The following is an 18955-nucleotide window of genomic DNA, read 5'->3' as shown; positions in this document are numbered from 1 at the left end:
TCGCTGCGTTGTTGTCCAGGAGCTCCCAGTCGGGGAAGGGGTTGATGTTCAATGCTTCGAAGGTCAGTTCGTAGCGCCCGCCGTCACCTTTGATGGTGATAGAGCCGCGGACCGCCTCTCCGGCATCGGCGCGGCGTAGTTCTTCGGCGGTGAATCGAAGCTCTTGCACTCCCACCTCGTCGTCGAAATTCGGGAAGCCGGTCGGAGTGCCCAGCGCCGAGTTGATATCTCGGATGAGTGCTGCAACCTTGTCGACGCGGGGCGCCGTCAGGCTCCCGAGGACGGACGCACCGACTTCGCCTTTAACTATCCCTCGCAGTGCTTTGGGGTCTCCGTCGTCGTTTTCGATCAGGCCCACGATGAAGATCGCGCTGTCCGGGTCGACCAACTTCGCAGGTTTGCCGTTCAGCGCCCAGAAAGAACGCGCAATGCCCGGCGCGTTATGTGTCTCGCCCTTATCGACGTCGCTGAAGCCATAGCGCAGCACCTCGAAGGCCGGCAAAGGAACAGGAAACCCCTGCACCGACACAACGGATGCGAGATTCACGGCTGTCACGAACACATGCGGTTCGTCTGCGCCGACCTCGTCGGTCTCCACGTCGCAATGGATGGACTTGAGATAGATCTGGATCATTTTGAAGCTCATCCCATCAACTCACGCGGGGTTCGCGGCCCGCTACCTCTCCCTTTCAGGGCTGCACCACTTCGGTGCTTGAGCATCAGAGTAGCAAAGAACCAATGGTTCTCAAGGATTGTAGGTGTAACGGTTTGGGCATGAGAAAAGGGACGGGTTGCCCCGTCCCCTTCTGTGACCTGGTGCGTTACCCGGTCAGGCGTTGTCCACCTGTCCTGTGCGCCTTTCTTCGGCGGCCCGGAGGAGTTCCTCTTTCTGTCTTTCCAGCACCTGCGTTATCTCTTCGGGGTCCAAGGCCTTCTCTATGCCCTCGAGGACGAACTCGCGCGCAACTTCGGCGACTGCGCGGCCGTAAAGGTGTGCGATCTGCTCCAGAAGCTTGTAGTCCTTCCTGCGTATCCGCACGCTGAACGTGACAATGTCGTTGCCGTTGCCGTGACTGCTGCCGTTGAGCGAGGTAGACCTGCCGGCCATTGATCCTCCTGTTTGCCGAGCGATGTAACAGGGCCCCGCTTCATCGCTATAGGTATGGCTATAGCAGTCACGCCAGCCAGGGTGCGATGAATCAGGAGCACCGTACGTTTCTTAACGAGTGTATAACCCACCTAGCGTTAGAACCGACGAACCATAGAATCTTAGGTTCCATTTGTACGCAGGGTTCACAGTCCACGGCCGCGGCCATCCAGCAATTCCGAGCGGAGCAGCCAGATTGACCGATACGACCCCCCTGCCCTCCAGCAGTGAGATCGAAAGCGAGGCCGTACTGGCGGATGTGGAACATGAGGACGAGTTCGTCGAGGTGAAATTCGAGGCCGACCTAACGGAACTGAGCCCCACCCAGCGTGCGCGCTTGGACCGGCTAGGCGAATGGGCGCCCGGGTACATCAGCGCCCGCATCCGAGAAATCTTGGAAGCCGGCAAGACCTGACCCCCGTCCGGGAATTGTGCGCAGCAAACGGTGCAGGTGGCATGTGCTGCTGTCGCCCATAGCAGCTGTCTACCTGGGGTACACCCCAGGTAGACAGCACTCCCGGCTGCTTTTTCGGCCGGGAGTGTTTGCGCAGGTTGTGGGGGCGATCCTTACTGGCCGGGGTCCTTGCGCATGTGGTCGGGGATGCCGGGGGCTTCGGGGTCGTATTCGGTGCCGGCGAGGTCGTCGGAGAACTTGCCGCCGAAGCCGGGGACCGGGCCGGGGGCGTGGGGATCGCGGGTGCGTTCCCACGCATCGAACTGGGCGTTTGCCGCGTCCATCTCTTCTTGGCTCATCGTTTTGTGGCCGGCGGCTTCCCACTCCTCGGGGGTGTAGAAGACCTTTCCGGCGGAACGGTCGGGCATGGTCTGTACCTCCTGCTACTGCTCGACGAGCCGGATGAAGGTCCGGCCGGTCGCTGGGTCTGTCCATCGCTGTGTGCACGCGAACGGTGTTCCGGACCGGAACAGCACTTCCATCTCCTCAGGGGATTTGGACAGTCCGGAGACGTCTTTGCCCGTTTTGGAGATGATCTGGAACTCCACGTTACTGCCGCCTTCGAACAGGGCGCTTGCTCCGTTGGGGTTCTTGGTGGTCGAGGTGAACCCGGTTTCGACGACGGTCTGACCGGGCTGGTATTTGGCCAGTTCCTGTTCGGGCAGGTTCGTGTGCCGCACCACCGGGCCTTGGTGGTCGGGGAGCTTGCCGAGAGTCTGGTTCAAGGCGTCGATGCGCTGCTGGGTGTAGGCGTCGGGATCGGCGAACGGGTTGCGTAGTGCCTGGTTGAGGTCCCTGTAGCCCATGCCGGTGTAGGAGTTGATCGCGATGTGGTCGTTTTCGGTGAGCGCTGTCTTGGGGGCTGCCGTGGTGGGCTTTGTCGGGGCCTTAGTGGGCTTGAGCGCCGCCAGCTCGGCGAGGGTGGGCTGGTGGGTGGCGGGCGTATGGGTGGTCTTGACGCCCTTGGTGATCTTCGCCGATTTGAACGCGACTACCAGCGCGCGGATCGGCCCGGCGAACTTCTTGACCGCCGCGGCGCCGCGGGCGGTGGCCAGCGCGGCACCGAAACCGGCAGTGATCACCGACAGGCCGATCCCGATCAGGACCTCTTTACCGATCTCCTTACCGAGTTCGATGAGCTGGTCTTTGAGCTGGTTACGCAGCTCTCGCAGCGAGACGAGGTGCTCGTTGACCGCTGTGCCGATTTCGCCGAGCCGGCCGGCTACCTCGGTGGCGGCGGTGGCCATCCGGCGCAGGTCCTCATCGATGAACACCGCTTCCGGGGTGGTCACGGTGGCGAACATGTCGGCGACGCGGTTCAACTCGGCCGCGAAATTCGTGACCGCCTGGTCTGCGGCCATCTCCGACCAGTTCCGGGCCGCGTTGCCCAGCTTGCCGGTGTCGCCGTCGGGGATCACCACCCCGATTTCGTCCAGCAGATCGACCGCACCGGAAAGACCCTGGGCCACCAGGCCGTTGCCTGGGCCGCCGGCCGACGGAAGGTCCGGACAGCAGATGATGCTGAGCCAATCCGGCAGCGGCGGGTAGGCCGGTTGCGGCGCGGTGTTCCCGATCACCGAAGACCAGTCGGCCATCGCGTGGTTGTAGCCCATCTCGCCCAGCAGCGAGCAATACGCCCAGGCCGCCTCCCACAGCATTCTCGACGTGGTGATGGCCTCGTTCGCCCGAGCGTCGTAGTCGCCGGCCCAGGTCTTGGCATCGTCGTAGGAGCCGGCCATCTGCTCACAGTCGGCCAGCGCCGACCACCGATCATCGACCGCCCGAGCGAACGCCATCGAAGCATTCGTCAGCGCCGCGGTGGCGTCGTAGTAGACCTGCGGATCTACATCGATCGCGGTATCGGTCACTGCGCGCCGGGGGCCGGGCCGCGGCCCAGCATCGCCACATTGGTCTGCGCGGCGCTGGTGTAGTTGGTGTGCGCGGTGCGGGCGGCCTCCTGCATCCGCAAAAGACCGTCCTTCATATCCTGCACGCCGGTAAGCCAGTCGGCGTGCGCGTCGTCGTAGGCGCCGACCGCCTCACCGGACCAGCCCTGCCGCAGCACACCCACCCGCTTCTCGATCTGATCGAGACAGTCCTCCAGAAACCCGATGAGGTTGCCGAGCCGGTCACCGGCCGCTTCCAACTCGGCCAGGTCCACCCGGTATCCGCCGCCCAGCGGCCCACCCATATCGGCCCCGCTCCTCTACAGCCGCAGCGAACTCGGCGCGGCAGCAGCCGCATTGTCGGCCAGATCGCCGGACAGATCCGAATCGGTGCCCTGAAAGTCCATCCCCTGCACCCCCATCAACTCGGCTAAATAGACAGAGTTTTTCTGGCTCGCCTCGGCGGCCAGGTTGCCGATAAGCGGGTCTTACCGGCAGTCAGACACCGAAGGGCTGACCAGAAAGTCCTGGAAGAGTCCGTGAAAATTTCGGGCGCAGACATTGTTAGGGCAGGCCAGTAGCCGCAAGGTTTGAAGGCGTGTTGGAGAGCTTCCTGAGGGCCGCGGGGCGCGGTCGGCGGCGTCATGATCCTGGTGACTACCCCGCTGATCTACGTCCTCGCGCCCCCCGAGGTGAACTGTGGCCCCGGTCGCGCGCCGGCCCCACCGGGTCGAGTAATTCCACCGGCACCGATCTTTCCTACGTCTTCTCCACCATCTCGATGATGGTGAGTCCGGTCTTCTTGTCGAGGTATCGGTCGGTGACATGGAATGGGGTGCCGGGCGGGAACAGGACTTCGTCGTCTCCTCTGATCACGAGGGGGATGTAGCGCATATCGCTGCCGGTTTTGCTCTCGATGCGCATCTCGACGTCGGCTCTGTTCCTGTGCACGGGGACGCCGTCGAGGTTGCGGGTGGTGGAGGTGAAGGCATCCTCGGTGACATCGCGTCCCTTCTGGTAGCGCGCGAGGACTTCCGGGGGAAGGTCGTGCACGTGCCGCACCACCGGGCCGCGGAACTTCGGCACCATCCGGAGTGCCCGGGAAGCTCCCTCGACGAGGGCCTGGTGATCCGGGGAAAGGGGGGTCGTGTGCTGGTTCCGCAATGCCGCTTGTACTGCCCGGTACTCGTCGGTGCACAGGTAACGATCGAGTTCGATGAAATCGTCGGACACCGTCGGGTCTTCGTCGTAGAGCCTGTTCCACTGAGCCAGGAAAGCCCGCCCCTCAGGGCTCTGCCAGTCCGGAGGCTGCTTCGGCCATTTGAACCACGCATGCAACTCGCGGTCGAGGTGCCCGGTCCCCGAGGCGTGACTGCGCGCGATCTCCGAGCACGAGATGGTGTCGTTGTAGAGGATCTCGGAAGTCTGTGCGGAAAAATGTTTCAGCTCATGGGTCATCGTCGTGAAGAGACTGGCCAATCGCGACATCACTGTGTTCCGGCGGCAAGAGGTCGCTGGTCTCCCGGTGAGAGGCGAGGCCGGCTCGAGAATCGGGATCGGTCACCGCTGTACGGTCGTGTGCGCGACGGCACCGGCTGCGCACTCAGTGGACGGTCCGCCCGGCGGAGGCCTGCTCCGGCAGGTATTTGTACAGCGTGGTCCGCGAAACCCCCAGTAGTCGCGCGATCGAGGAGACCGACTCGTCGGGCCGGGTCAGCAGCGCCCGCGCCTGCCGGATCTGTTCCTCGGTCATGGCCGGTGGCCGGCCGAGCCGTTGCCCGCGGGCCCGGGCGGCAGCGAGACCTTCGTGGGTGCCGTCGACGATGAGCTCACGAATGAATTCGGCCAGCGCGGCGAAGACGTGGAACACCAGTCGCCCGCCGGGGGTGGTGGTGTCGAGTGCTTCATGCAGGGACCGGAACCCGATCCCGCGGCGACGCAGGTCGGCCACGATCGAGATCAGGTCCTGCAGGCTACGGCCGAGCCGGTCCAGGGAGGCGACGACGAGGGTGTCGCCGGCGCGCATGTAGTCCAGGCACGCCGACAGCTCTTCGCGCTCGGCGTCCTTGCCGGATTTCTTGTCGGCGAACACCTTTTTGCAGCCGGCGGCCTTCAGGGCTCGGGTCTGCCGGTCCAGATTCTGGTCGCGGGTGGAGACGCGGGCGTATCCGATCAGTGCTCCTCCCCCGCCGATCGGGTCCAGGGCATCACCATCGAGGGAGAGCGGTTGGAGTGCATCGGTGTCCGTCACCCGTTGATTGTATATAAAAGGGCGACTTTCCATTGCTGAACAATCAGAGTTTGCAACACGTTTTTTGAACAGTCTCCGTTTTCGGTCGACCTGGGCGTTCCCGCGCCAGAGCCCGTTTCGGCCTGAGTGTTCAAGAAAAGATCGATTTATGAACAATCGGTGCAGCCCGGCCCGGCGAGACGACGTGCGTCTCGGCGGTCATGCTTCGACCGAGGACGCTGGCGCGCTAGCTTGGCAGGTCGCCTCGAGCCGAGGGGGATCGGTCGGCGATCGGTGCCAGTTGCCGCAACGACGCGTCCAATTCCCGCACCAACTCACCTGCACGGCCGCGTCCGTTCGGAGCCTTCGGATACCGCATCAAGACGCGGGGCACTGTCTGGCAGGCCATATCCCGCGCCTTCGCGATGTAGTCGGATCCGACGTTGCGGTCGCCGGCGGTTTCGAGTTCGAAAGCCAGGGCAGCGTGGGCCGCCGGTCCGAGGATGTGCAGTACCTGAGTGGCCTTCGCCAGGGGGTGGAGGTATGCCGCGCTGGCTGCGGCAACGGCCGCGCGTGCGGCTTCGCTGGCCGCGGCCCGGCCGGTGTCGCGTGCCTCTTGGTATGCCCGGTGCGCTGCCCAGGCTGTGTCGCGGATCGCCTTTGTTCGCTCGGCTCCGTTCGCGAAGGCCTGTGCAGCATCGATCGCGGCTCGTGGTCGCCGATCGTCCGGGCGTTCTTTTTCGAAGATTGCGAGGGCGGGCTTCGCGCATGCTACGGCGTAGCCTGTGATCTCGCGCAGTTCGGCCATGCTCAGTTCGAACGTCAGATCTTCGGTGGTCGGTGCCATGCCACTCAACCGTATCCTTGAACCGCCGGTTGGGGCTTCACGCACATATCCGCAGGCCAGTGCCACGCAAGCTTCAACCCGGCGTAACCAACACTGCGGTCCTACGACCGTCGCGCGCACCGGAGCCACGTCGGCGCTGTCAGATGTCCATAAAAGGGGCGATTATGGACGAATTTTCAGCTGAAATATCGCTGACCAGCGATAAATTCGCAGAGTAGCGTCCAAAAATGCATCGATTGATGAACATGCGATGCCTGCGGGTCCTCCCAGCAGTGGTCCCGAGACCGGTCTGGTCGCACCTGGTGTAGTTTTCGGCCCGTTACACGCTGCGCGTGACAGCGCCGTAGAACCCGGCCGGGTGCGCCCAGCCTCCCAAACCTTCCCGGACATATCCGCATGTGTCTGCGACGACCCGCCCACCGACCGCGGCGGCGGTCCGTGCTGTCCATGCCGTGCACTCTTCCTGGGTCGCGGTGACGCAGGCATACACTTCGTATCCGTTCGGACCATCGCCGTGGTCGAAAACCTGGTCTGCCAGGCAACTCCCGCCACCAGCGCCCGTGGCCGCCGCGGGGCCCGGGTCCACGGCGATCACGCCCAGTCCGGCCACGGTGATGGCTGCCGCAGTGAGTGCTCTGATCGCCTTCTGGTTCGTCGACACCTTCATTCCGATACCCCCTGATTCGATGTGTTTTCGAAGTCGAGCGCGAAGCGGGCCCGTCGCATAGTTGGACGCGGCCGCCCTCACGCCGGTTCCTGCCCCGTCGGCACCTACGTGGTCGCCACCCTGCCCAACGCCCGCCGCCGGATCGACTTCTCTACCAACCCCTCGCCTGAAGCCCGTTTGGCGCCAACTGCCGGGGCGCCCTGCCCAGCCGTGCGGTGTTCGAGAACTGGGCGTTCTTAAACGCCTACCTGCCGCTAAATATCGTTGACCAGCGATGATTGTCTCTTGCGGTGTTCAAGAACGCATCAGTTTTTGGATGGTGGAGGGAAGTGGCATCGCGTGCCAACGGGGTTTCCCCGGGGCTTTACCCCGGCGGAAATGGCCGGCGACCGTTGCTCCGCTGTGTGGAGCAGGGTCCGATAGGGGGATGAGCATCGACGGGTTCGATATCGCGCGGAGTCTGGTCTGTGAACGCTTCCCCGGGGCGCGGGCAGCGTGGCTGGGCGGCAGCACTGTGCTCGGAATGGCGACGTCCACTTCCGATCTGGACATCAGCGTGCTCCTCGATGTCCCGCCCGCCCCGTATCGAGAATCGCTGCATTATCAGGGGTGGCCGGTCGAGCTGTTCGTGCACACCGAAAAAGCGATGCAGCACTTCTTGGAAAAGGACCGCAGGGCCCGGCGGCCGGCGACCCTTCGGCTGATCGGCCGATCCCTGGTCCTGCTCGACAACGACGGTACTGGCGAATATCTGCGGGAAGAGTGTGCGGCACAACTGGCCGCGGGGCCGGACCCGCTTACCGCGGACGAACTACGATCGGCTCGCTACGGGATCACCGACCGGTTGGACGATCTCGTGGGCTGCGCGGATGACGACGAACGATTCCTGATCGCCACCGACCTATGGCGGACTACCGCCGATTTGCTGCTCACCGGGCACGGCCGGTGGACAGGAACCGGCAAATGGTTGCACAGGGAGCTGACCGCCTTCGACCGCGAGGCCGGCACGCAATACGCGAAAGCACTGGCCTGTAGCGTTCGTTCGGCGGCCTGGGGGGACATAGAACCGATCGCCGAGACCGTCACCCAGGTACTGAACATCTTCGGCGGCCGGTTCTTCGACGGGTTCACAGCGCAGGGACCCACCTGAGTGTCACCGTGGGCCCGCCGCCTCAACCGCCGACGCCAGCGGTGGATTCCATGCCGGTGAGCACGACATAAGTATTACGTGCGCCGCCCCGGGTCGACAGTCCGGGCGCGGCGGGAGTGTCTACAAATGGGTGTTATGCGGACGGCGAGCCGGAAGAGAACATCGTTGAGCAGTGATGATCACTCGCGGAAGCGTTCAGAAATGCATCGATTGATGGACACGGCTGCGGCGGCCGGCGAAGCATCACACGAATTCGATTGCCGGCGACAGCTGTCAGGCATTGAGTGGAGTGCATGACACAGCTGGTAGTGCCGGTGCTCGATACAGCCGCGGTCCGACTGCGGCCGTTTGCGGTCTCCGACGTGAGCTTGATCGTCGACGCAGGTAGGGATCCTCTGATCCCCTCGATAACCTCCGTCTGTCCCCACGGGGACGTAGCTGCAGGCCAGGAGTTCATTCAACGGCAGCACCACCGTGCATCCAGAGGCGAGGGGTGGTCGTTCGCGATCGCGGATCCCGACACCGACACCGCTGTAGGGCAGATCGGAATGTGGCGGCGAGAGATCGTCCATGGTCGAGTGTCGATCGGATACTGGATCGAGACCAGCTACCGCCGCCACGGCTACGCGGCTCGGGCGCTGCGACTGCTCAGCTCGTGGGCCGAGACGCTCGATGACGCGTCACGGCTGGAGTTGTACATCGAACCGTGGAACGAGGGATCGTGGCGGGCCGCAGAGTCGGCCGGATATCTACGTGAGGGCCTGCTACGTCGATGGCAGAAGATCGACGGTCTGCCGCGCGACATGTACATGTACGCACGCTTCCCGAATTCCCCCTGACCCACTCCGCAGGGTGAAGCCGAACAGGTCGCCGGGCCCCAGAGCCGCGCAAGGCGAGATGGTGGCAGCTGGAGGCGGGCCGACACATCCGGCAGGGGCATGGTCGCGAATACAGCCACGGAGTGACCGGTGAGTTTTCCACGGAGAACGGAGTGGTCGTTGAACAGTTCGCAATATGTCCAGTCGGTGGGTAGGGCAGCATCGGGGTGGCATCGGATGCTGTCGGTGGCCGCGGCCTGCGTGGCCGTGGCGGTGTGCCCGACCGGGGCCGGGGTGGCGCAGGCTCAGACGGACCTGCCTCCCGTCGGCGCGGAGATTTCCAGCTCGATGCTGGCTACCGGCAGCATCTTCGAAATACGCAGCAGCACCTTGGCCCTGGACTTGCGAGGGGGGATCAAACAGCGCGTCGTGGAGGATCCCGACGATCCGGTGAACAGCGTGCGGCTGCGCACCGTCGGGTTCAAGCTGAGCGCGCAGATCGGGGACGGAGACGGAGACGGTGGCGGTGGCGGTGGCGGCAGCATCACCTTCCAGCAGAGCGATATCGACACCACGGCACCGAGCACGCTGAGGCTCACGCAGACCTCCCCGGCCCGCTACGAGGAGAAAGACCTGCTCGATTTCTCCGTGACGATCGAGCAGCCGGACGGGGAGCCGTTGGTACTGCAGGCCAAGTCCCCGATGGTGCTGACCGCGGAGCTCGCCCAGTATCCGGCAGACGGTGAGATGTTCCGGCTCGAAGAACCGGTCGAGTTCGTCGACCTCGAGAACCCGGAGACGGTCGTAGCCCGGCTGACCGCCTTCCCCTGTAAGCGTGGCCGCCTGTAGCCACGATGGCCATGGCGGTCCCGGCCAGGGCCCTGCACCGGGGTCGCTTCCTCCTCGGTGCAGGGGGCCAGGCCAAGCATCCTGCCGAGACCGGCACCACTGCCCCATCTCGCCAGGTTGACGAGCTGGTTTACGAGGCGCTGCACTCGAAATGGAGCCGCTACCACGCCAACTACTGCGGGTGCGGGCAGGACTGACTTACCGCTCACGTCGAACCCGCGGGGTTCTCCATCGTCCGCCGCGGCGGCGGTTACACCGCTCTGACCGGCCGCGGCCTCACCGAGGACGTCGACGAGGAAGCTCTGACCACAAACGTCTTGTGGGAGGCTGTGACCGGCAAGCCCGGCACACAGGATTGGTTCGAGCAAGTCCAGGTCATCGACCGCGGGCCTGAAGCCCAGGCCGCTCGTAAAGCCGCCCGCGACGCGCACTACGCCGAGCTGAAGGAGCGCTCCGCCCGGGCCGAGGTCGAGCCGGTGACCGTCAAACAGGTCGACTACCTCAAGGCCCTGGCCGCGAAGGCCAGTCCCGAGCGTTTCGAGGCGGAGTTCGCCAAGGCGACCAAGGGGACAGACATCGATCCGCTCGCAGAGGGCGAAACCCCCGGCCGCGCAGTGCGGCGACTCTCCCGCGCAGCCGCCCGGAGACTTATCACCGCGTTGGCCGGCCGCCCCTGAATCCACCCCGAAGGCAAGCCCCTGGTGACTGGTAAGGACCTCCGAAACCGCAGTAACGAGATCAGACACGGCGGAGATCAATCAGCCGAGGCTGCACCGGAACCGGCGAGCTGGGACACGGGCTGGCGGTGCCTTACGCCTCACCACTACTAGAGGAAGTAGGCATCACCATGTCTTCTGCCGATCTGAGCGCTTGGGCAAGCAACTTCTCCGTTTCGGAGGCATGCTCGACGACTACGAGACCGAAGCAGCCGAGATCAACCCGAACTCTCCGAACCGGGACACCGGTCAACTGGTCGGGTTCCAGTACGGGACCGCCCTGAGCATTGGCGACGGAGGCCTGGCCGGCGGTGGCGTCGAGTTCGGCGCGGATCCGGTTGCGCATGCCCTCGGGAACGCCGGCGGCGGCCAGGCGCTCGATGAGTGCCCGGTCCACGCCTTTGCCCTCGTGGTCGGTGAGGGTGGCGTTGCCGACGGCGAGCTGGATCTGTGCGTCGGCGACACGCTGCACCTGCTCGCGGGTGCGCCGGGCGGTGCCGCGGGGGCCTGGTTGGACTCCAGCATCTGGCCGAGCTTGTGGCGGGTGTAGCGGGCGTGGTCGTAGGCGATCGCCGAGGCCCGGTCCATATCGACCACCGAGGCGGAGCGGTCGTCGACGAACAGCAGCTCCGGAGTGGTGTTTCCCGGCGTCCACGTCGACCAGGACCGCGCGCAGCTGCTCCTGTTCCAGCGGGTGCAGGCCTTTGCCCTTAGTGAGGGCTTTGCGGATGTAGGCACGGTCCTTCTCCGCGCGCTGGCGCAGCGCGGCCGCGGTCGGGTCGCCGAGGTCGCCGGCCCTGCCCGCTACCCGGGAGGCCTGGGTGGCGACCGAGGCGTACATCCGCACGGTCGCGGCCAGCTCCTCGCGGGCGACGTGATCGGGCCACAACCGCGCGAACTTCTGGGCGGGGTTGTTGCGGATCTCGCTGCCCCGCTCGCGGGCCGCCTGCTGGTCTTTCGGGGTCATCACCGCGACGGCGTCACGCAGCCGTTCCTGCACGCTGGTCGTGGACATTCCGGTCTTGAGCCGGTCCTGGTAGGCCTCCAGCAGTTTGTCCACCCGGGGCTTGGCCTCCTCACCGAGGTCGACCAGGCGGAGGTCCATCTTGCGCAGCTCGGCGGTCGGGAACGGGGTCCGGGTCGAGCCCAGCTCGTCGTCGGCAACGATCTGGCCCGGTGTACCGAGGTAGGAGGCGATGAACCGCACCTTCGTGCGCACCGGCTCGCTGACCTGCGCAGCCGCATCTTCTTGGTCAGCTCGTCGAGGCCGCGCGGGGTCGGGTTGGCCCGCCACGCCTCGATATCGACGTATCTACGTTCCTGCGCGTAGGGCGGCCACCATGAGATACGTCGCTCGATGTACCCGATGACGCCACCGAGGGGGAGCCCGAGCCGCCACGGATCACGTACTGTCACGGCATGGATCTGCGGGCGGTGTCACGACAACTGTCTGCCCGGTTCGCGTGGTTACCGGATGTGCCGCTGGCACTGTTCGTCACGGTGATCCAGGTACTCAGCGCGATGATCCCGGTACCGGTCGAGCCGGCGTCGACGCCGGTGTCCGGTATCGGGTACGTGCTGCTGGTCGTGAGCGGCGCGGCCGTGGTCGCACGCCGACAGCGGCCCGTCGCGGTTTTCGCGATCACCGGCGTGACCAGCCTTGTTTATTTCGCCTTCGATTTTCCTGATCGCCTTTCCTACCTGGCACTTTTCGTCGCTCTGTACACGGTGGCCGCCTACGGAGACGGGCGCCGATCGTTGCGGATCGCGGTCGCCGGGATTTCGGTGCTGGCGGTCGGCTGGGTTGTCGCCGGCGCCGATGTGGAACCGGTTTCGGCCATCGGCTGGGTGTTCTTCCGGATCGGCGGGGCAGTGATCGCCACCATGCTGGGCGAATCCGCGCGTTCGCGCCAGGTGATGGCCGCCGATGCGCAGGAGCGAGCGGAGCGGGCGGAACGCGCGCGCGACGAGGAGACCAGGGCCCGGGTCGATGCCGAACGACTGCGGATCGCCCGCGAGGTGCACGACACCGTCGCCCATGCCATCGCCATCATCAACGTACAGGCCGGCGTCACGGCGCATGTGCTGGACAAACGACCGGAACAGGCCCGGGAAGCGCTGCGCACCATCGAACAGACCAGCTCCCGGGCACTGCAGGAGATGCGCGCCGTCCTCGGCGTGCTCCGCGACGGCGACGAGCGCGAACCGTTCCCCGGTCTCGACCAGATCCGCGAACTCACCGACAAGGCCTGCGAGGCCGGACTGGAAATCGCCGTCGAGCAGACCGAACCGGTGCCGGCGCTACCGAGCGCGGTCGGCAGCACTGCCTACCGCATCGTGCAGGAATCCATCACCAACGTGATCCGCCATGTCGGACCGACCCGGGTGACGGTGACGCTGGAACCTCTGGTCGACGCCCTGCGCATAAGAGTAATCGACGAAGGACGCCGCACGCCCGCACCCTGGCACGCCGGCCCCACGTCGGGTCGCGGAATCATCGGTATGCGCGAACGCTGCCGGCTACTGGGCGGCGAACTCGACGCGCGACGCCGTCCCGGCGGCGGTTTCGAGGTCACCGCCAGCCTGCCGCTCGCTCCGGTGGGATCGCGCCTGTGAACACCACACCGCCGATCAAGGTCCTGCTCGCCGACGACGAACGACTGGTGCGTTCGGGTTTCAAGGTCCTGCTGGACCTGGAGGAGGACATCACGGTGGTCGGGGAGGCCACCAACGGTGCGGAAGCCGTCGAACTGGCCCGCGGCACCCGGCCCGATGTCGTGCTCATGGATATTCGGATGCCGAAGCTGGACGGGATACGCGCTACCGCGCGGATCACCGAAACGGTCGGATTGGAGCAGGTGCGGGTGCTGATACTCACCACCTACGACACCGACGATAACGTCTTCGAGGCGCTGCAGGCGGGCGCGAGCGGATTCCTGCTCAAGGACGCGGGCCCCGCTGAACTGCTGCACGCTGTTCGCGTCATCGCTGCCGGGGACGCACTGCTCGCGCCCCGGATCACCCGCCGCCTCATCGGTCAGTTCGCCGCGCAGCGCCGGGCCGCCAGATCCGCGGCGGACCGGCTGGGGGTGCTCACCGACCGGGAGCGCGAGGTTGTCGCGCTGGTGGGGCAGGGCATGAGCAACGACGAGATCGGCGCCGCCCTGTTCCTCAGCCCGGCCACCGCCCGCACCCATGTCAGCCGCGCCATGACGAAACTGGGTGCCCGGGATCGCGCGCAGCTCGTCGTGGTCGCTTATCAGACCGGGTTGTGTGATACCACTCCGTAGGCCGCCGCCGCAGTGATTTCCGCCGGTCGGGCGATGTTTCCGGTATCCGGCGATCAGCTCGCTCACCAGCCGTCCCGGCATATCGGGGGCGCCACCCGGGACGCGGCAGCACGGCGGCGGTGACGGCTGTTACGCGAACGGACGTAGCCGAAGGCGCCCGCGGTACACGTTTTCACGTAGCCGCCGACGATCTCCACCGGACGCGGATACCGACAGTCGAGCGCCAATATCGGTGCATGAGCACATATCCCGACTTCATGACCGCGCCGCCGGACCGGAAAACCACTGCCACGCAAACCGTTTCCGCCGCAAGGGGCCGGACGCCCGAGTCGCACACACCTCAACCGGCGTGGAAACGCGGAACGGCACGAAAGGCGTGACCATGCGAGGCAGAGTTCCACTTCGAATGCGTATCCTGACCAGGCTGCGGCCGACCCCGGACTGGGATTCGATCACACCGGAGCAGTTCGTCGAATTCCGGGCGGCGCAGGACCGCTTGCGCGGGTCGGTGCTGCTGCGGCCCCTCACCGGCCGGCCCGATCGCGCGGCACGGATCGCCGACCACACGGTCGACCTCCCCGGGCGGCGGCTGAACGTGCGCGTATACCGGCCCGAGCGGGAAAGTTCACCGCTGCCGCTGGTGATCGCCTTCCACGGCGGCGGTCTCGTCAGCGGCGCACCGGATCAGGACGATTGGCTTCTCGCCCATCTGGCCGTCCACTCTCCGGCCGTGGTCGCCTCGCTCGACTATCGGCTGGCGCCCGAGCACCCGGTGCCCGCGCCGGTGCAGGACGCCTACGAGGCCGTCCCCCGGCTCGTCGATTCGGCTGCCCGATGGGGGGCGGATCGAGACCGGCTCGCCCTGCTCGGTTCCAGTGCGGGGGCCACGCTCGCGGCCCTCACCGCGATCCGGGCCGCCGAGCTGGGCCTCGGGTTTCGCGCACAGGTCTTGATCAACCCCCAGCTCGACTGGACCGATCGCGCGTTCGAGTATCCCTCGTTCACAGAGAACGCGGACAGTCCGACCGCGTCCCCGGCCGAATGTCGCGCTGTTGCGCGTATCGCGGTCCCCGAATCCTTCGATCGCCGGACGATTTCACCGATGTACAGCGAAGGACTGCAGGCAATCGCGCCGGCGCTCATACTGGCCGCCGGCCTGGACCCGCTCGAGGACCAGTCCGCGGCCTACGCCGACCGCCTGCGCTGCGCTGGGGTCGAGGTGATGCTGAGCCGTTATCCCGAAGCGACACACGCCTTCCTGAGTATGCCTGGCGCGGTCCCGGCCGCCCGGCCGGCGCGCGCCGAAATACTCGACCACCTCCGCCACCGACTCGCCGGTCCGCCGCGGGGCGGGCAACGCTCGACCCCGCCCGCTCCCGGAAGGAGAGTGCGGCGATGACCGCGACGGGAATCGCCGACCCGGCGCACGCCGCGCCGGCGGCGGCGGGACCCGGTATCGCCGGTCCCCTGCGCGCTCACCTGTGGAGTTTCGCCGCGGTGGTCGTCCTGCAGATCATCGGCGCGGTAGCGGGTCTCGCACCCCTGTTGGCGGTGGTCGAACTGGGGCGCACGCTGCTGTCGCCGGGTCCGGTCGACGAGGGGCACGTCTGGTTCGTGGTCCTCGCGGGTGCGCTCGGTTTGTTCGCGCAATTGCTGTTCACCGGTGTGTCGACGGGAATCGGGCATCTGGTCGACACCCGGGTTCAACTCGGATTTCGCCGTCTGCTCGCCGACCGGCTGGGAAAGGTACCGCTCGGTTGGTTCTCCCGCCGCCGGACCGGTGAGCTGGCCAAGGTGGTCGGCGCGGATGTGAGCGCCGTGCACCCGTTCATCGCGCACACCCCCGGCGAACTCGTGTCGGCGTTCGTGGTACCGCTGGTCTCGCTGATCTACCTGTTCACCGTCGACTGGCGACTCACTTTGATCACGTTGATCCCGGTGGCGCTCGCGGTGGCGCTGGTACCGCTCATGATGACCCCGGCGCGGCTGCGCGAGCAGCGGGCGTTCGATGCGGCGATGGGCCGGATCGCGGATTCCGTGGTGGAGTTCGTGCAGGGCATCGCGGTGGTCAAGATGTTCGGGGAGTCCGGTCGAGCGCACCGCCGATTCCGCACCGCGGCCGACGAGTTCGCCGATATCTTCCTGCGGATGGTGCAGGGCCTCGCCGTTGTCGGCGCGGCCGTGCAGACGGTGTTGTCACCGCCGTTCGTGCTGCTCGTGGTGTTGCTCGGCGGAGCCGCGCTGATTCCGAACAGCGATACGGCCCCAGCCGATCTACTGCCGTTCCTGCTGCTCGGCCTGGGTTTGACCGCGCCGGTGCGGGCCCTGGGGCACGGCTTCGACGATATGCAGAGCGCACGGCGCGCAGTGGATCGTATCCGCGGGGTGCTCGCGCAACCCGTGCTACCGCAACCCACCCACCCGGTGGCGCCGCGGGGACACCGGGTGGAACTGCGGGACGTCCGGTTCGGTTACGACGCCGGCCACGAGGTGCTGCGTGGCATCGATCTGACGCTCGAGCCGGGCACCGTCACCGCGATAGTCGGGCCGTCCGGCAGCGGTAAATCAACGCTGGTCCGGTTGCTGCCCCGGTTCTTCGACCCGACGTCCGGATCGGTCCGGGTAGGCGGTGTGGATCTGCGCGAGATCGCCGACCACGACCTCTACCGGACATTTTCCTTCGTCTTCCAGGACGTGCGACTGCTACGCGCCTCGGTCGCCGAGAACATCGCTGTGGCCGTTCCCCATACCGACCGCGCCGCGGTGATCCGCGCGGCCCGGATGGCGCATATCCACGAGCGGATCCTGGAATTACCGCGCGGCTACGACTCGGTGATCGGCGTGGACGCGGGGCTGTCCGGCGGCGAGGCACAGCGGATCTCGATCGCCCGCGCCCTGCTCGCCGACACCCCGGTGCTCGTACTCGACGAAGCGGCCTCCTTCGCCGACCCGCAGACCGAGCAGGCCGTCCGCACGGCGCTGGCGGCCGCGGCCGGCGACCGGACGCTGCTGGTCATCGCCCATCGCTGGGAGACGGTCGCCGACGCCGACACGGTCGTCCTGCTGCAGGACGGGCAGGTCGCCGCACGCGGCAGGCCGGCCGAGCTGATCGGCCGGAGCGCGGAGTTCGCCGCGTTCTGGCAATCCCACCGAGTCGATCGGAGCGCATTCCTATGATCCGGATGCTGTTACGGGTGCTGGGGAGGTCCTACGCCCGTCCGGTGCGCCGCACCATCGCCGTGATGACGGTCACAGCGCTTGTCGAAGGGCTGTCGTACACCCTGCTGGTTCCGGTGCTGCGGGCTCTGTTCGGCGGCGACCCCGCCGCCGCCCGGACACCGCTGATCGCGTTCGGGATCGCCGTCGTCGCGTACGCCGTACTGCGTTACCTGAGTGATCTGTCCGGGTTCCGCGCCGGTACGACGCTGTTGCGCGGCGTGTACCACCGCCTGGGCGATCAGCTGGCCCGGTTGCCCATCGGCTGGTACACCGCCGACCGGATCGGCGAGGTCTCGGTGCTCGCCGGCGGCGGGGTGCTGCAGGCGATGAGTGTTATCGCCCATCAACTGGCCCCGCTCATCTCGGCCGCCGTCACTCCGCTGACGATCGTCGGCGTAATGCTCGTCTTCGATTGGCGCCTGGGGCTCGCGGCCCTGGCCGCCGTGCCGGTCGTGGTGCTGATCCAGATCCGGTCCGGTCGCGCCATGGCAGCCGATGATGCCGAACGCCACGCCCGCGATCAGGAGGCGGCCGGGCGGGTCCTCGAATATCTCCAAGCCCAGCCGGTGCTGCGCGCCGGCGGCCGGACCCGCGAACGTTTCCGGATGCTCGACGACGCCTTGCACGAGGTCGAACGCGCGGCCCGGCGCAGCACCCTGTCCGCCCTGACCGGCGTGGTGGGCCTGACACTGATCGTGCAGATCACCTTCACTGTGCTGTTGGCTCTGGGCGCGTACCTCGCGGTGGGCGGCGATATCGATGCGGCGGAACTGCTCGCGGTGCTGGTGCTGGCGGCCAGATGCACCGAACCATTGCTTTCGCTGTCCGAACTCGGCGGCCAGTTGCGCGCGGCCCGGTCCGAACTGACCCGGCTCGACGCGCTGCTGCGTACCCCGCCGCTGCCGGAACCGGCCGATCCGGTCCGGCCGGTACGCCACGACCTGGTCTTGGAATCCGTGGCGTTCTCGCACGACGACCGCAAGGTTGTCGACGAAGTCTCCCTGTCGGTGCCGCAGGGGCAACGGCTCGCGATCGTCGGACCGTCCGGCGCGGGCAAGAGCACACTGCTGCAACTGATCGCACGGTTCTACGATGTGGACGCGGGAGCGGTGCGGGTGGGCGGGGTGGATATCCGCGCGATCGATACCGCATACCTGATATCGCAGATCTCCTTCGTCTTCCAGCACGTGTATCTCTTCGACGGCACGATCGAGGACAACGTCCGTCTCGGTCGGCCGGATGCCACGGACGCGCAGGTCCGGGCGGCGGCGTCCGCGGCACGACTCGATGAGGTGATCGACCGGCTCCCCGAGGGCTGGAACACGAATGTCGGTGAGGGCGGCGCCCTGCTGTCCGGCGGTGAACGTCAGCGGGTCTCGATCGCCCGGGCCCTGCTCAAGGACGCGCCGATCGTACTGCTCGACGAGGTGAGCTCGGCCCTGGATCCGGTGAACGAGGCAGCGGTCCACGAGGGGATCGAACGGCTGTCGGCGGACCGGACGGTGGTCTTGGTCGCCCACCGGCTGCGGACCGTCCAGCGCGCCGACCGCGTGGTGTTCCTCGATCGCGGCCGCATCGTGGAGGACGGCACCCACGATGAACTGCTGCGGCGGGGCGGCCGCTATGCGGATTTCTGGAAGGTGGCCATGGCACCGAGTGAATGAAGCCCGTGGAGCACGGGT

General features: G+C 66.4%; 20 protein-coding genes. 10 read left to right on the top strand and 10 right to left on the bottom strand.

From position 1 onward, the window contains the following. Positions 1 to 646: hypothetical protein (locus tag NS4_RS28900; protein WP_157106312.1), on the bottom strand; the 646-nt coding region annotated here is incomplete at its 3' end. Between the two features lie 183 nt (positions 647 to 829). Continuing rightward, positions 830 to 1108, bottom strand: a complete 279-nt coding sequence (locus tag NS4_RS28895; protein ID WP_063062648.1) for a DUF6290 family protein — start codon at positions 1106 to 1108, stop codon at positions 830 to 832. A gap of 235 nt (positions 1109 to 1343) precedes the next feature. Between NS4_RS28895 and NS4_RS28890 the strand changes: the two genes are divergently transcribed. Continuing rightward, positions 1344 to 1562, top strand: coding sequence for a VRR-NUC domain-containing protein (locus NS4_RS28890; RefSeq protein WP_063062647.1), 219 nt, complete (start codon positions 1344 to 1346; stop codon positions 1560 to 1562). Positions 1563 to 1714: 152 nt separating this feature from the next. Here NS4_RS28890 and NS4_RS28885 read toward each other — a convergent pair whose 3' ends face one another. The 7 genes from NS4_RS28885 to NS4_RS28855 all read right to left on the bottom strand — a co-directional run bounded on the left by NS4_RS28885 (position 1715) and on the right by NS4_RS28855 (position 7231). Continuing rightward, positions 1715 to 1969, bottom strand: a complete 255-nt coding sequence (locus NS4_RS28885) for a hypothetical protein (protein WP_063062646.1) — start codon at positions 1967 to 1969, stop codon at positions 1715 to 1717. A 15-nt stretch (positions 1970 to 1984) separates the two neighbouring features. Next, positions 1985 to 3469 (bottom strand): ADP-ribosyltransferase, encoded by a 1485-nt coding sequence (locus NS4_RS28880; RefSeq protein ID WP_063062645.1) that lies wholly within the window; start codon positions 3467 to 3469, stop codon positions 1985 to 1987. Beyond that, complete coding sequence (locus NS4_RS28875; RefSeq protein WP_063062644.1) at positions 3466 to 3792, bottom strand: WXG100 family type VII secretion target; 327 nt, start codon at positions 3790 to 3792, stop codon at positions 3466 to 3468. Before NS4_RS28875 ends, NS4_RS28880 begins: the two co-directional genes overlap by 4 nt. A 454-nt stretch (positions 3793 to 4246) precedes the next feature. After that, positions 4247 to 4945 carry an ADP-ribosyltransferase family protein gene (locus tag NS4_RS28870; protein ID WP_157106311.1) on the bottom strand — a complete coding sequence of 233 codons (699 nt, stop codon included), beginning with the start codon at positions 4943 to 4945 and terminating at the stop codon, positions 4247 to 4249. 145 nt (positions 4946 to 5090) lie between these two features. Further along, the gene (locus tag NS4_RS28865) at positions 5091 to 5738 is read right to left on the bottom strand and encodes a recombinase family protein (RefSeq protein WP_369690233.1); all 648 of its coding nucleotides are present in this window, start codon (positions 5736 to 5738) and stop codon (positions 5091 to 5093) included. A 226-nt stretch (positions 5739 to 5964) separates the two neighbouring features. Then, complete coding sequence (locus NS4_RS28860) at positions 5965 to 6564, bottom strand: putative immunity protein (RefSeq protein WP_063062642.1); 600 nt, start codon at positions 6562 to 6564, stop codon at positions 5965 to 5967. A gap of 319 nt (positions 6565 to 6883) precedes the next feature. Then, positions 6884 to 7231: a hypothetical protein gene (locus tag NS4_RS28855; RefSeq protein ID WP_063062641.1), complete on the bottom strand. Its 348-nt coding sequence runs from the start codon at positions 7229 to 7231 to the stop codon at positions 6884 to 6886. A gap of 427 nt (positions 7232 to 7658) precedes the next feature. On the opposite strand from NS4_RS28855, the gene NS4_RS28850 reads away from it, so the two are divergent. The 4 genes from NS4_RS28850 to NS4_RS31810 all read left to right on the top strand — a co-directional run bounded on the left by NS4_RS28850 (position 7659) and on the right by NS4_RS31810 (position 10725). Next, the gene (locus NS4_RS28850; RefSeq protein WP_063062640.1) at positions 7659 to 8381 is read left to right on the top strand and encodes a nucleotidyltransferase domain-containing protein; all 723 of its coding nucleotides are present in this window, start codon (positions 7659 to 7661) and stop codon (positions 8379 to 8381) included. Between the two features lie 293 nt (positions 8382 to 8674). After that, positions 8675 to 9220, top strand: coding sequence for a GNAT family N-acetyltransferase (locus NS4_RS28845; RefSeq protein WP_063062652.1), 546 nt, complete (start codon positions 8675 to 8677; stop codon positions 9218 to 9220). A gap of 159 nt (positions 9221 to 9379) precedes the next feature. Beyond that, positions 9380 to 10048: a hypothetical protein gene (locus NS4_RS28840; protein WP_157106309.1), complete on the top strand. Its 669-nt coding sequence runs from the start codon at positions 9380 to 9382 to the stop codon at positions 10046 to 10048. 329 nt (positions 10049 to 10377) lie between these two features. Continuing rightward, complete coding sequence (locus tag NS4_RS31810; RefSeq protein ID WP_063062637.1) at positions 10378 to 10725, top strand: hypothetical protein; 348 nt, start codon at positions 10378 to 10380, stop codon at positions 10723 to 10725. Positions 10726 to 10858: 133 nt separating this feature from the next. On the opposite strand, the gene NS4_RS28825 is transcribed toward NS4_RS31810, so the two are convergent. Further along, positions 10859 to 11983, bottom strand: coding sequence for a hypothetical protein (locus tag NS4_RS28825; RefSeq protein WP_063062636.1), 1125 nt, complete (start codon positions 11981 to 11983; stop codon positions 10859 to 10861). Positions 11984 to 12183: 200 nt separating this feature from the next. Between NS4_RS28825 and NS4_RS28820 the strand changes: the two genes are divergently transcribed. The 5 genes from NS4_RS28820 (at position 12184) to NS4_RS28800 (ending at position 18937) form a co-directional block, all read left to right on the top strand. After that, the gene (locus NS4_RS28820) at positions 12184 to 13380 is read left to right on the top strand and encodes a sensor histidine kinase (RefSeq protein WP_063062635.1); all 1197 of its coding nucleotides are present in this window, start codon (positions 12184 to 12186) and stop codon (positions 13378 to 13380) included. Next, positions 13377 to 14054: a response regulator transcription factor gene (locus tag NS4_RS28815; RefSeq protein ID WP_157106308.1), complete on the top strand. Its 678-nt coding sequence runs from the start codon at positions 13377 to 13379 to the stop codon at positions 14052 to 14054. The genes NS4_RS28820 and NS4_RS28815 overlap by 4 nt, the downstream gene beginning before the upstream one ends. A 406-nt stretch (positions 14055 to 14460) precedes the next feature. Further along, the gene (locus tag NS4_RS28810; RefSeq protein ID WP_218020421.1) at positions 14461 to 15453 is read left to right on the top strand and encodes an alpha/beta hydrolase fold domain-containing protein; all 993 of its coding nucleotides are present in this window, start codon (positions 14461 to 14463) and stop codon (positions 15451 to 15453) included. After that, positions 15450 to 17231 (top strand): ABC transporter ATP-binding protein, encoded by a 1782-nt coding sequence (locus tag NS4_RS28805; RefSeq protein WP_063062633.1) that lies wholly within the window; start codon positions 15450 to 15452, stop codon positions 17229 to 17231. Before NS4_RS28810 ends, NS4_RS28805 begins: the two co-directional genes overlap by 4 nt. Then, positions 17228 to 18937: an ABC transporter ATP-binding protein gene (locus NS4_RS28800; RefSeq protein WP_063062632.1), complete on the top strand. Its 1710-nt coding sequence runs from the start codon at positions 17228 to 17230 to the stop codon at positions 18935 to 18937. The genes NS4_RS28805 and NS4_RS28800 overlap by 4 nt, the downstream gene beginning before the upstream one ends. Positions 18938 to 18955 lie beyond the last annotated feature (18 nt).

This window comes from Nocardia sienata NBRC 100364, assembly GCF_001613205.1.
Lineage (GTDB): Bacteria > Actinomycetota > Actinomycetes > Mycobacteriales > Mycobacteriaceae > Nocardia > Nocardia sienata.
Note: the sequence above shows the minus strand (reverse complement) of the source record. Positions and strands in the feature narration are given on the sequence as shown.